The 13,468-nt window shown below is 37.0% G+C and carries 12 protein-coding genes; 5 read left to right on the forward strand and 7 right to left on the reverse strand.

Annotation, left to right across the window (positions count from 1 at the left end):
• Positions 1-274 precede the first annotated feature (274 nt).
• Entirely contained in the window at positions 275-985 is a 711-nt protein-coding gene (locus C8D70_RS04955; RefSeq protein ID WP_076596446.1) for a C40 family peptidase, read from the forward strand.
• A gap of 184 nt (positions 986-1,169) precedes the next feature.
• Here C8D70_RS04955 and C8D70_RS04960 read toward each other — a convergent pair whose 3' ends face one another.
• The 6 genes from C8D70_RS04960 to C8D70_RS04985 form a co-directional block, all read right to left on the reverse strand.
• On the reverse strand, positions 1,170-1,745 hold the full coding sequence (locus C8D70_RS04960; RefSeq protein WP_110366566.1) for a pentapeptide repeat-containing protein: 576 nt from the start codon (positions 1,743-1,745) through the stop codon (positions 1,170-1,172).
• A 96-nt stretch (positions 1,746-1,841) separates the two neighbouring features.
• On the reverse strand, positions 1,842-3,071 hold the full coding sequence (gene rodA, locus C8D70_RS04965) for a rod shape-determining protein RodA (RefSeq protein WP_110366567.1): 1,230 nt from the start codon (positions 3,069-3,071) through the stop codon (positions 1,842-1,844).
• Positions 3,068-5,113, reverse strand: a complete 2,046-nt coding sequence (locus C8D70_RS04970) for a penicillin-binding transpeptidase domain-containing protein (protein ID WP_076596449.1) — start codon at positions 5,111-5,113, stop codon at positions 3,068-3,070. The genes rodA and C8D70_RS04970 overlap by 4 nt, the downstream gene beginning before the upstream one ends.
• The gene (locus C8D70_RS04975) at positions 5,110-5,616 is read right to left on the reverse strand and encodes a rod shape-determining protein MreD (RefSeq protein WP_076596450.1); all 507 of its coding nucleotides are present in this window, start codon (positions 5,614-5,616) and stop codon (positions 5,110-5,112) included. Before C8D70_RS04975 ends, C8D70_RS04970 begins: the two co-directional genes overlap by 4 nt.
• On the reverse strand, positions 5,609-6,463 hold the full coding sequence (gene mreC, locus C8D70_RS04980) for a rod shape-determining protein MreC (RefSeq protein ID WP_076596451.1): 855 nt from the start codon (positions 6,461-6,463) through the stop codon (positions 5,609-5,611). The genes C8D70_RS04975 and mreC overlap by 8 nt, the downstream gene beginning before the upstream one ends.
• Positions 6,464-6,491: 28 nt before the next feature.
• Positions 6,492-7,517, reverse strand: coding sequence for a rod shape-determining protein (locus C8D70_RS04985; RefSeq protein WP_045491741.1), 1,026 nt, complete (start codon positions 7,515-7,517; stop codon positions 6,492-6,494).
• Between the two features lie 401 nt (positions 7,518-7,918).
• Between C8D70_RS04985 and hemA the strand changes: the two genes are divergently transcribed.
• Genes hemA through hemE form a run of 4 tightly spaced genes read left to right on the forward strand, consistent with a single transcriptional unit; the run spans position 7,919 to position 11,907 of the window.
• Positions 7,919-9,193, forward strand: coding sequence for a glutamyl-tRNA reductase (gene hemA, locus C8D70_RS04990; RefSeq protein ID WP_076596452.1), 1,275 nt, complete (start codon positions 7,919-7,921; stop codon positions 9,191-9,193).
• Entirely contained in the window at positions 9,180-10,088 is a 909-nt protein-coding gene (gene hemC, locus C8D70_RS04995; RefSeq protein ID WP_076596453.1) for a hydroxymethylbilane synthase, read from the forward strand. Before hemA ends, hemC begins: the two co-directional genes overlap by 14 nt.
• A 56-nt stretch (positions 10,089-10,144) precedes the next feature.
• Positions 10,145-10,828 (forward strand): uroporphyrinogen-III synthase, encoded by a 684-nt coding sequence (locus C8D70_RS05000; protein WP_076596454.1) that lies wholly within the window; start codon positions 10,145-10,147, stop codon positions 10,826-10,828.
• A gap of 47 nt (positions 10,829-10,875) precedes the next feature.
• Entirely contained in the window at positions 10,876-11,907 is a 1,032-nt protein-coding gene (gene hemE, locus C8D70_RS05005) for a uroporphyrinogen decarboxylase (RefSeq protein ID WP_047376227.1), read from the forward strand.
• Positions 11,908-12,150: 243 nt separating this feature from the next.
• Here the strand turns inward: hemE and C8D70_RS05015 are convergent, their stop codons facing one another.
• Positions 12,151-13,371 carry an aminotransferase class V-fold PLP-dependent enzyme gene (locus C8D70_RS05015; protein ID WP_110366568.1) on the reverse strand — a complete coding sequence of 407 codons (1,221 nt, stop codon included), beginning with the start codon at positions 13,369-13,371 and terminating at the stop codon, positions 12,151-12,153.
• Positions 13,372-13,468: the final 97 nt, after the last annotated feature.

Genomic DNA, 13,468 nt, shown 5'->3' on the forward strand with positions numbered 1-13,468 from the left:
ACATCATAGAAAATCAAGACGTTGAATCACAAAACCCGATATATAGAAGAAAATCGAAGAAGTTTGTTAAAGAATCTTAATAAAAAAAACCGCACACTTACCAAAAACAGGCTGTTGCGGTTTATTTTTCTTTAACATATGCAAACTATATGTTAAAATGTGTTAAAATAAGATTCTGACAATTATCATATCAGGGGTCTTTTGCTTGGAATCTCTACTTTTGTATTGCTTTTGAAAATAAATATTCCTTTTTAACACGGATAATCAAATATATATGAAGAAAAGAGTTTTGTTTTATTTAGTTGCTTTAGTCTCTACAGTTTCATTGCAATCGTGTGCTACAAATTATGTGGTTTCAAAACCAGCAACTTATACAAAAGAATACAAAACAGATGCCAAACTAGCTTCTATAGATTACAAAAAAATGGAGCAGGATAAGCAAAAACTTATCGACTCATTCCTTGCAGAAAAGGCGGCATCTATCGCTAGTGCTAAAAAAGCAGTTAAGAATTCTGAGATTGCAAAAGCAATCAAACATAATAAAACCATTGACGGTATCCTTGAAGAAGCTGAAACATACCTTGGAACTCCTTACAGATACGGAGGGACAACCAGAAACGGTATCGATTGTTCAGCTTTTGTTCTTTCTGTATTCGGGGCAGCAGCAGGCCTTAGCTTACCCAGAGTAGCGGCTTCTCAGGCCCAGGAAGGTGAAAGAGTAGAAAAAGGAGAACTACAGAAGGGAGATTTGATCTTCTTTTCTCATGGAAGAAGAATTTCTCACGTAGGTATTGTAGAAAGTGTTTCTGAAGAAGGTGAGATTAAGTTTATCCACGCAGCAACATCAAAAGGAGTAATGATTTCTTCACTGAATGATTCTTATTGGGGACCTAAATTCAGATTCGCCAAGAGAGTGATCAACGAAGAAGGAGAAACTTATAATAACTTAGCTGCCTCTACTCCGGCTACACCAGCAAATTTTTAATTTTATAAATAATTGATTTAAATAATGAAGCCATCAGAATTCTGATGGCTTTTTTATGTGCACATTTTTGGTAAGTTTTCGTTAAGCCAATGGGATAGCAGTTAAAGAGAAAAGCGGTTAAAATCCGCTCCTATTGATTTAATTCTGACATTTTAATATAGCAGTTATTACACGACTGAATATATCAACTGTTCTTATCAATTTCAATATCTAACTTATACAACAGTCCATAGATTTCAGAAAGAGAAAATTTAGCTTTTTTAAGCCTGTTTAAGGCAGGATCTATTGAATAATTAACCGATGTACGGAAATCCGCTTTTTCCAGATTTGTGCCATCAAAAACAGCGCCTGAGAGATCGCAGTTATTGAAGACTGCATTGGACAAATCACATTCACTAAAATCTACCTCAATCAATTTGGAATTTCTGAAAACTGTTTTCTTAACAGATGTCTGATAAAAAAGCGAATTATTGAGAGCACTTCCATCGAACATAAAAGATAATCCGAAGACATTACAATCACCGAACTGAAGGCCAAACATCTTACATTCTCTGAAAACAACCTCATGAAAAGACGTTTTTACCAATTTCGCCATGCTGAGATTACACCCTGAAAACTCACAGTCTGTAAAGCTGAAACCGGATAGATTTCCGTATTCAAAATTACAGTTTCTGAACGTACAGTTTTCGTACCCGCCCTTTTCTATTTGAGAAAGGTCGGTATTTTCAAAATCCTGATCCAGGACGTAAGCTTCTTTCATCTTTTATGTTTTATGATACCACAATATACCCTGCAATCTGCAGGCTTATCAAATGGGTAAATACTAGTTTTTGAGAGTCCTTTTAACTCAAAAACATTACACCAAACTGTTTTTATCCGAATAATTAAGTTTAAAGAAAATAAAAGTCATCATAGAGAAGGCCAGTAAAGAACTTCCTCCATAACTGAAATAAGGAAGCGGAATCCCTACAGTAGGAAAAAGCCCCATAACCATCCCCAGGTTGATCGAAAAGTGCATCAACAGAATCGAAGCAAAACAATACCCAAAAACACGGTTAAAAGTAGATTTCTGCTGTTCAGAAAGATAATAGATTCTTCCTATGTAAACCAAATAAGCTAGCACCAGAAGAGCACTTCCAACAAAACCCCATTCTTCCCCAACCGCGCAAAAAATATAATCTGTCTGCTGCTCCGGAACAAATTTACCCTGAGTAACTGATCCTTCACGATATCCTTTTCCCCACAGTCCACCGGAACCGATAGCTGTTTTGGAATACAACAGGTTGTATCCCGAAGTATCCCTGAATGCCTTTTCCCCTTTGTAAAGAACCTCAATTCTTTCTCTCTGGTGCTTAGGAAGTTTTTCTAAAATATAAGGAGAACCGAAAGCCAGTCCGCACAATAAAAGAATGGAACCTGCAATTCCTGAAATTGAAATAACATCCCAAGACATCCTATGATAATTCATTGCAATAAGAACTCCTGCAATCAATAACACTGCAATCGTAACATAAATAGGAGGAATAGCCAGAGAGATCAGAAAAACTCCGGCAAAAACAAATCCTATACCGAATAAAAGGCCGCTCAGTCCTTCTCTATACAAAGCAATGAAAAATGCAATAAATACTAGCATGGAACCTACATCCGGGATAGCAAGAACTACTGCTGCCGGAATACCAATTATGGCTAAAGTAGTCCACAAAGACTTCTTGTTTTTAAGATTGAAATCTGGGCCTGAAACATAATTAGCCAGCATTAAAGCTGTTCCTATCTTTGCAAATTCTACAGGCTGCATGGTAAAACTTCCGAATTTATACCAGTTCTTCTGCCCCAGGATCTCTTTACCAAACGGGAAAAGTCCTATGAGCAGCAATACGCCGCCAATATAAATAATCCCTGCCATATTCTCAAAGAATTTACTTCGGCTGAAAAAGATGATAAGCCCCACAAATAATGAAATACAGAAAAAAACCAGTTGTTTTTCTCCCAGTTTCTGGTCCACACTGTAAATATTTGCAATGGCAAAAATGCAAAGCAGGAAGTACAGCCCAAGGCCCAGTTTATCTATTCCTTCTGTCCATTTCATTGCTTCACAGTTTTTTTAGCAGTGTTATTCTTTTTGGTTTCCTCTTCTATCTTCTTTTGCAGTTTTGCTTTTTGCTGTTTCACCTGCTCCAGACTATCCTTTATTCTTTTCTGTCTGATTGAGTCAGGTTTAGGATCAATATATAAGCCTTTACGTTTCAAATCTGCAATCCACTGCCTTTTGTATTCAGGCATGAAACTCGATGTGATCATTTTTTTGTAAAGATGTTCTCTTTTCAGATCACCTGTAATATACTTTTCAGCAATCACTGTACAGGCTGGTCCTGCCCAGGTAGCTCCAAATCCTGCATGCTCCATTACTGCTACCACAACAATTTTGGGTTTATCAGCAGGAGCAATTAATACAAAGATGGAATTATCCTTTCCTTGCGGTACCTGTGCTGTTCCTGTTTTTGCTAATTGTGTAAAATCATTGGATTTCAATCCTCTTGCAGTTCCTCTCAGCACTACAGCTTCCATTCCTTTCAATACCGGTTCGAAATGCTTCGGATCAACTAATGTCTTATGTTTAACCTTAAATCTTGGATCTGGATTGGGTTTCCCATCAATTGCTTTTACGATATGAGGAGTATAATACCATCCTCTGTTAGCAATAGCCGCTACATAATTGGCCAGCTGAATAGGAGTTACCAAAACATCTCCCTGCCCCATTCCATTATAAATAGCACCGGTAGACATTTCATCCCAGTTTTTAAAATCAGTTCTCTGGGAACCGCTTGCCTTCATGATTGCTTTAAATCTTTTTTCGTAAAAATCTCCTGAAGGTATTCTTCCTTTTGCCCCGACAGCAAAGTCATTATTTAAAAATTCTCCGACTCCGAAGCTGCTCATTATTTTTTTCCACTCATCAACACCTTTTGAAGGATTTCCCGGATATTTTTTGATAATGGCAATAAATGCGTAGGTGAAAAAACAGTTACTGGAAACCTGAATGGAAGGAATAAGCGGATCTGCTCCACCATGACCTTTAATTCTTTTTCCTTTATAGAAAAATCCTCCTCCACAAGGAAAGATTGTTTTCTCATCCATCACTCCCATCTGCATTGCCGCTAAAGCGGTCAGTAATTTGAAAGTTGATCCCGGGGGATATCCTGCCTGTAAAGAACGGTCAAAAGTAGGTTTATTTTCATAAAGCGTATCTTTTGAAAGGGCATATAAGTTTTTTGATTTATTAGGTCCGGTAAAAAGGTTGGGGTCAATATCCGGTCCGGTTGCGGCTACCAAGACTTCTCCATTATTAGGGTCTAAGGCCACAATTGCACCATGTTTGTTCACCAGCATTTCTTCCGCTGTTCTCTGAAGATCGTAATCAATGGTTAATGTAATATCTTTACCCGTAATCACATCTTTATCTAAAGCACCGTTCTTATAGGAGCCAATATTCCGAAGCCTGATATCTTTCTGGATATATTTCACTCCTTTTACTCCACGAAGTTCTTTTTCGTAGGATTTTTCAACCCCTGTTTTTCCAATAAAATCTCCCGGTAAATAGTAGAGAGAATCTTTTTTAATATCTCTTTCGTTTACCTCACTGGTATAACCGAGAAGGTTTCCTGATGTGGAAACTTCGTACTGACGCTGAGGTCTTGATACAATATTAAATGCAGGATATTTAAAAATAATTTCCTGAACTCTTGCAATATCTTCTCTGCTGAGGTCTTTAATGAAAGTCATCGGCGTCAGCTTAGAATAATATTTTTCCTTTTTGATAGTATTGACTTTATTGATAAAATCCTGTTTTGTAATTTTCATCAAACTACAGAAAGCCAGAGTATCAAAATCAGGTTTCATCAAAGCCTGAGTAAACGAAATTTCATAAGCAGGCTGGTTACCCACCATGATTTTACCATTTCTATCAAAAATAACCCCACGCTGCGGAATGACATATTCTGTTTTAATGGAAGTATTCGCTGCATTTAATGCATAACGGTCTGTAAACAACTGCAAATATGAAAGCCTCGCCACAAAGATCAGGGCGATGATAACGAGGATGGAAAAAATTTTTAAATAACGTGTGTTCAAACTTTTTGTTTGATTTTAAATATTAATGCGTAGATGACTATAAAGATAAATGAAATTACACTTGTCACCAACACATTAAATAATATTTCAAAAAACCTGCTAAACTTAAAGAACTCGATATACTGTACTAGAAGCTGATGCAGGAAAATACTTGAAAATAAAAACAGCAAAAACTGCGCCCATTGAAGGGACTGAAAAGAGAAAAAGTCCGTAGACGTATCTGTGGAAGTCCTGAATATCAACGTTCTGAAATAGGCAATTAACGTTGTTGCAAATGCATTGATTCCCCAGGAATAGAGGAAGCCGTCAATAGACAGCCCTATTAAAAAGCTCAGTCCCAGGAACTGAAATTTATTTCTGAAAAACGGATAGAACATAACAAACACAGGATATAATACCGGAGTATATTTCCCCAAAAGTGTAATCCTGTTCAATACAAAAATTTGTAATGCCACAAGAAAGATCATGATCAATATATCGGTAAATAAAGTCCTGCTAATCATTTTCCTTTTTTATTACAGCCTGTAGAGTATCCTGAATCTTCTGCACTTCTGCTTTCTTAAGATTCTTCACTACATACACTTTATTCAACGCTCCCATTTTTTCACTCAGCTCTACGGAAATATCCCAGAAGCCGGTTTTATTGTCTACAGAATATCCTGCAATAGTCCCGATTGTTACTCCTTTAGGGAAAATAGCAGATTTTCCGTCTGTAACAACAGTATCACCTACTTTCAGGGCTACATATTTTGGGATATCCGCCAGGTGCATGACCCTTGAATTATCTCCATTCCATGTTAAAGTACCAAAATACCCTGAGTTTTTAAGTGCTGCATTAATTCTGATCTTGTTTACACTTAATACTGATTGAACCAATGCATAACTGTCTGTAGAATTGATTACAATTCCCGCAATACCTCTTGGTGCCATTACTCCCATTTGAGGAAAGACTCCGTCTCTGCGTCCGCGGTTGATTGTAAAGTAGTTGTTTCTTCTGTTGATACTGTTAAAAACAATCTCTCCATCAACAAAAGTATAGATCTGCCCGCCACCAATAGTATCATGAACTCTTTTGAAAACCGGATTTTTCTCTCCGTCTTTTCCATAGAGTTCAGTCATAAGGGCTTTATTCTGAACCACAAGATCTTCATTGATCTGTTTTAGCTTCAGATAAGAAACTCCTTCATCAATATATCCGGAAACCCAGGAATTAAAAGCAGCCGTTTGGCCTGCAATCCAGGATCTCTGCATGGCATTTCTTGAGAATATCAAAACCAGAGCAATAATTTGCAGGAATATAAAGAAGACGAAAAGAGTATTCTTCGAAAATAATCTCAGCAAAAATCCCATTCAGATATAAAGTCGTAAAAAGTTAAAATTATTTAATTAAGAAATTGAACTTATCCATATTCTTAAGGGCAATACCTGTTCCGCGAACTACAGCTCTCAACGGATCTTCAGCAACAAATACAGGAAGACCTGTCTTTTTGTGAATTCTGTCCGCAAGACCTCTCAATAATGCCCCGCCTCCAGCAAGATAAATACCTGTTTTGTAGATATCCGCGGCAAGTTCCGGTGGTGTAAGAGATAATGTTTCCATTACAGCATCTTCAATTCTGATGATTGATTTGTCTAATGCTCTTGCAATCTCTTTGTATCCAACCATAATTTCTTTAGGCTTACCAGTAATAAGGTCTCTACCCTGTACCGGGATATCTTCGATATCTACATCAAGATCTTCTACTGCAGAACCTACTTCAATTTTGATTCTTTCTGCGGTTCTTTCTCCGATATAAAGGTTATGGTGAGTTCTTAAGTAATAAGCAATATCATTGGTAAACACATCTCCGGCAATCTTCACAGATTTATCACATACAATACCTCCCAAAGCTACTACAGCAATTTCCGTAGTACCACCACCTATATCGATGATCATATTTCCTTCAGGCTTTTGAACGTCAATCCCTACCCCAATTGCAGCTGCCATTGGCTCGTAGATTAATCTTACTTCTTTTGCATTTACTTTCTGAGCAGAGTCTCTTACTGCTCTTTTTTCAACTTCAGTAATACCAGAAGGGATACAGATTACAATTCGTAATGCTGGTTGAATGAATTTACCTTTGATTCCGGGAATTTTCTTGATGAATTCCTTAATCATGTGTTCAGAAGCGTGAAAATCAGCAATAACTCCATCTTTCAAAGGACGGATGGTTTTGATATCCTCATGAGTTTTACCTTGCATATGCTTAGCCTGTTCCCCTACAGCAATGGGTTTACCCGTAGAACGTTCAATTGCAACAATTGACGGTTGATCTATAACAATTTTATTATTATGGATAATAAGGGTATTAGCCGTTCCCAGGTCTATCGCAATTTCTTGCGTAAACATATCAAATAAACTCATATTTTTCTTCTGATTTTAAGAATACAAAGATATAAATTTAAGACTACTAAAGAAATTTCCCAACAACTTAATTTGGTTAAAATTTTATTAAAATTTATAATTCTTTATTAACTTTCAATTTAGACATTTACAGAGTTTGATTTCAACTAAAATTAATGGGATATTAAAAGGGTTAAAAAGCGAAATAACGGAAGGATAAAAAGACCAGAAATCTGCACAAACAAGATCAAATAAAATAAAGAACATTAACAATCATGATCAAAATAAGCAATTTTATCAATTTAAAGTTTTGCCTTGCCGTCATAAAGATCTTTTTCTTTCTTTTATAGTTTTTTACGATAATTATCATATACACTATCTGAGAGAGGTTAATTAAAAAAATCGTAAATTTGCCACTACCTATGTTACAGTATTCCAACATTCATCGAACGTCAAATTTTGCCGTGCTTTCAATAAGCTACGAGAAAGCCGATGTAGAAACGAGAGGAAAGTTTGCATTCTTTGATGAGAACATCAAAAACTTTGTTTCCAGAGTTCATGAGGAAGATCTGGGCGATGCATTTGTTGTTTCCACCTGTAACAGGACGGAAATCTATACCACTTCTCCCAATTACCTCTTAGTAGCAGAAGAGTATTGCAAAACAATTGGAGTACAACTAACAGACTTTCTTCAATTCGCTAATATCCTTACCAAAGAGGAAGCTTTGATTCATCTTTTCAGAGTAGCGGCCGGCCTTGAAAGTCAGATTATCGGGGATTTTGAAATTATCGGACAGATTAAAAAAGCATACAGCCGTTTCAAAAAAGAAAGACAAAATTCTAATCCTTATCTGGAAAGAGCCATCAATTCGGCTATTCAGATTTCGAAAAGAATAAAAAATGAAACCGGTATCTCCAATGGTGCAGCTTCTGTTTCTTATGCCGCGGTTCATTACATTCTAAATAACCAGAAGAGAATCACTGAAAAAAATATTCTTCTTTTGGGAGTAGGTGAAATTGGACAGAATACTGTTGAAAATCTGGTAAAACATGTCTATCAGCCGAAAATTAAAATCGCCAACAGAACTCAGGAGAAAGCAGAAAAGATTTCCCAGAAATATAATATTCCTCATGTTGATTATTCTGATTTTGACCAGGAATTAAAAAATACAGATATTCTTATTGTGGCAACAGGGGCCAAACATCCTATTGTTAACCAGTCTCATTTCCCGAACGGGAAAGAAACGCTGATCATTGATCTTTCTATTCCGCATAATGTTGAAAAGAATGTTACTGAAAATAAAAACGTAACTCTGATTGACGTAGATGAGCTTTCAAAACAGATTCAGGAAACGATTCAACAGCGCGAAAAAGAAATCCCTAAAGCTGAAAAAATCATTAAGGAACTGATGAAAGACTTTATTGAATGGGAGAAAAAGAGAAAGCTGGCACCCAATATTCATCATTTCAAAGCAGTTCTAAAAAACATGGAACGCAATGAAATGCATAATTTTTATAAAAAGAATAAATACATAAACATCACGGACATGGAACTTTCTGACAAAATGATCCAGAAAATCACCAACCGTTTTGCAAAATATATCATCGATAATCCTTTAAAAGCCGAAGAAATTAGTAAATTAATGCACGAAATATTAGTTGAACAACCAAACAACGAATTCAATGAAAAGCATTAGAATCGGAACAAGAAATTCCGCACTTGCACTTTGGCAGGCTAGAGAGGTTGCGAGGCACCTTCAGAACAACAATTATTTAACGGAAATTGTTCCTATCGTTTCTTCTGGCGACAAGAACCTCAATCAGCCGCTTTATTCTTTAGGAATTACCGGGGTTTTCACAAGAGACCTTGATATTGCCTTACTGAATGACGAAATTGATATTGCCGTACATTCTTTAAAAGACGTTCCTACTCAATTGCCTCAAAATATTGAGATGATCGCTTATCTGGAAAGAGATTATCCACAGGATATTCTGATCAGAAAAGAATCTGCAAGGAATAAAGAATTCCACGAGCTTAAACTGGCCACCAGCAGCTTGAGAAGAAGAGCTTTCTGGCTGAGAAATTATCCGGCTACTGATTTTTCGGATATCCGTGGAAATATTCAGACAAGGCTTCAAAAACTGGAAGACGGAGATTTTGATGCTACCATTTTATCTTTGGCGGGAATCAAAAGAATGAAAATGGAAATTGATTATGAAATGCTTCCATTAATGATCTCTGCTCCATCACAAGGGGTAATCTCTGTAGCCGGACATACCGACAAACCGGAGATCAACGAAATTGTACGCCAGATCAATCACCAGCAGACTCAGATCTGTGTGGAAATTGAAAGAAACTTCCTGAGCACTTTAGAAGGAGGCTGTACTGCACCTATCGGCGCTTTTGCAGAAATCATCGGCGACCAGATCCGCTTCAAAGCAGCACTTTGCTCTCTGGACGGGAAAAACTGCATTGCTGTGGATGAAAATTTTGTATATACTCCAGCTGAGAATTTTGGAGAAAAGTTTGCACAAGTTGTTCTTGAAAACGGAGGGAAAGAATTAATGGCAGAAATCAAAAGCCAGATCTGATATTTCAGATGTAAATTCCTTTAGCCGCACTTTTTCATCTTCTTAATTTTACAGACATGAAAATCTTATTTACCAAAAATATAGACCATACGCTTATATCCAAAGAATTAGGAGAGGATATTTTGGTTGACTGTGTTGAGGTGATTAAGACCAAACCCATCATGATCAGTCCTTTTGAACTGAAGAATTATTCTCTTATTTTCACCAGTGTCAATGGAGTTGCTTCTTTTTTTAAAAACAGATTCAAACCCAATGAGAATTTTACAGCCAAAAACTACAACAAGATCTATTGTGTAGGGGAAAAGACCAAAAGAGAACTAAGGAAGCATGGCTTTGGGACATTTAAGGTACTTAAGAATGCTGAAACACTTTCCAGATTCATTATCGGAAAATGCCAGCACGAGCAGTTCCTTCATTTCTGCGGCAATCTTGCCATTAACGTTCTGGACAAAGACCTTCCGTTACAAAACATTAAGTACAAAAAAGTTACAATTTATAATACAGAGGAAATCAATCCTGTAATAACTGAAAAATATCATGCTGTGGTATTTTTTAGTCCGAGCGGAGTTCGTAGTTTTGCAAGGCGAAATTCTCTGGAAGGCATGAAGCTTTTTTCCATTGGCGAAACCACTTCCGGTGAGCTGAGAAATTATACGCAGGAAGAAATTTTTACTTCTGAAGAAAATACCCTGACATCCATCTTTGCATTGATCAGAAAAGAAATCGGAAGTAGAATTTAGAATATCTGTTACCGAAATATTGCCGGTAATATTAGTTACAATAGATTATGATAAAAAACGACCTATATTTAAAAGCACTTCGCGGAGAAACCGTTGAAAGACCTCCTGTCTGGATGATGAGGCAGGCTGGAAGATATCTGCCGGAATTCATTGCTTTAAGAGATCAATATGATTTTTTTACAAGATGTCAGACTCCTGAACTTGCTGCTGAGATTACATTACAGCCTATCCGAAGATTTCCTTTGGATGCCGCGATTCTGTTTTCTGATATCCTGGTAGTTCCGCAGGCAATGGGAATTGATTTCAAAATGAAAGAATCTGTTGGCCCATGGCTGGATACTCCTATCCGAACAATGGAGCAGGTTCAGAATATTGAAACTCCGGATGTGAATGACACTTTAGGTTACGTTTTTGATGCTATTGAACTTACTCTTCAGAAGCTGGACAATGATATTCCATTGATCGGTTTTGCGGGTTCTCCATGGACTATCCTTTGCTACTGTGTGGAAGGAAAAGGAAGTAAAGCTTTTGATATTGCAAAATCTTTCTGTTTCCAGCAGCCTGAAGCCGCTCATTTATTATTACAAAAAATCACAGATACTACGATTGCCTATTTAAAGAGAAAAGTAGAAAAAGGAGTTTCTGCAGTACAGGTTTTTGATTCCTGGGGAGGAATGCTTTCTCCTACAGATTATCAGGAATTCTCATGGCAGTATATCAACCAGATTGTTGAGGCATTAAGCCCGCTTACGCATGTTGTGGTATTTGGAAAAGGATGCTGGTTTGCACTGGAAGATATGACCATGTCTAAAGCTTCTGCTCTTGGGGTAGACTGGACTATTAAGCCGGAATTCGCAAGAACTTTAACGAACCATACGATGACACTGCAGGGGAATTTTGATCCTGCAAGACTTCATTCAACCCCTGAAACGATTAAGAAGATGGTGAATGAAATGATTAACCGTTTTGGAAAAGACAGATACATTGCTAATTTAGGTCACGGAATTTTACCGAATGTTCCTGTTGAAAATGCTGAAGCATTTATCAGAGCAGTAGTAGACTGGAAACCGAATTTGTAAGATTATTCTCTTAAAAAATACAATAGCCTTGTTATCCGTTAACAGGGCTTTTTTATTGTAATTTAATTTTTCCGGAGGGTTTAACACGAAAAGCATTATAGCAGGAGGAGAAATCTGCCTGAAATGTGCTCCCGGCAACTATCAGGTCATTATTGAGGGCCGGTGTTATTGTATACCAATACACTAATAAAAAAAGCAGCCCAAAGGCTGCTTTAATTCTATATCGTAGAGATTCTTTATTAATTAACTCAACATTCTCTGTGCTTTTCTGACACCTTCTACCAAAGCATCAATTTCTTCGAAAGTGTTATAAACAGCGAAACTTGCTCTTACCGTTCCTGCAATATTTAAGAAGTTCATAATAGGCTGCGTACAGTGGTGTCCTGTTCTTACAGCAATTCCCATTTTATCAAGGATCATCCCTACATCAGAGGCAATCCCCACTCCTTCCAGATTAAAGGAAACAACACCTGTTCTCCTTGCTTTTTCACCATAGATCTTAATACCCTCTATTTCCAAAAGCTGTCTTTGAGCATACTCTAATAATGCATTTTCATGATTCTGAATATGGGTATGGCCAACTCTGTTCATAAAATCAACAGCAGCACCTAAAGCAATATTTCCACCTACATTTGGTGTTCCTGCTTCATATTTAAATGGAAGACCTGCATAGGTAGTTCCTTCAAAAGAACAGGTTGCAATCATCTCTCCTCCTCCATGGAATGGTGGCAAAGCTTCTAATATTTCACGTTTTCCATATAAAATGCCTGTTCCCATAGGCGCATACATTTTATGACCTGAAAATACAAAGAAGTCACAATCCATCTTCTGAACATCAATATTGAAATGCGGCGCAGACTGAGCTCCGTCTATCACAACATAGGCATCCGTATTTTTTCTTGTCTTGGCAATAATCTCTTCAATAGGATTCACAATACCCAGCGCATTGGAAACCTGATTTACAGAAACAACCTTCGTTTTTTCACTTAAAAACTGATCAAAATAATCCATCTGAAGAATTCCGTTTTCATCAATCGGAATCACACGAAGTTTTGCTCCTGTTCTTTCACAAAGCATCTGCCAGGGAACAATATTAGAATGGTGTTCCAGATATGAAATAATGATTTCATCATCTTTCTGCAGTTTCTGGGTTAAAATATAAGCGATAAGGTTTAATCCTTCTGTTGTTCCTTTTGTAAAAATCACTTCAAAGTCATGCTCAGCATTGATGAATTTTTGAATCTTTCTTCTTGAAAGCTCCATTTCTTCTGTTGCCAGCTGGCTCAGCGTATGAATTCCTCTGTGAACGTTGGCATTAAGTTCTGTATAATATGCGTGACAAACTTCCAAAACTGAATTTGGTTTTTGGGATGTAGCGGCATTATCAAGGTAAACCAGGGGCTTACCGTTCACTTCTCTGTCCAATATAGAAAACTGGCTTCTTATTTCCTGAATGTCAAACATTTATTTATTATTTAAATTAAAACGTCCTTATTTAGAACTCTTCAAATTTACGGCTTTTTTCCGAAAGGAAGCATGAGGTGAGGGACTGATCGCGGTC

Origin of the sequence: Chryseobacterium sp. CBTAP 102 (assembly GCF_003201365.1) — a bacterium.
Classification (GTDB): Bacteria; Bacteroidota; Bacteroidia; order Flavobacteriales; family Weeksellaceae; genus Chryseobacterium; species Chryseobacterium candidae.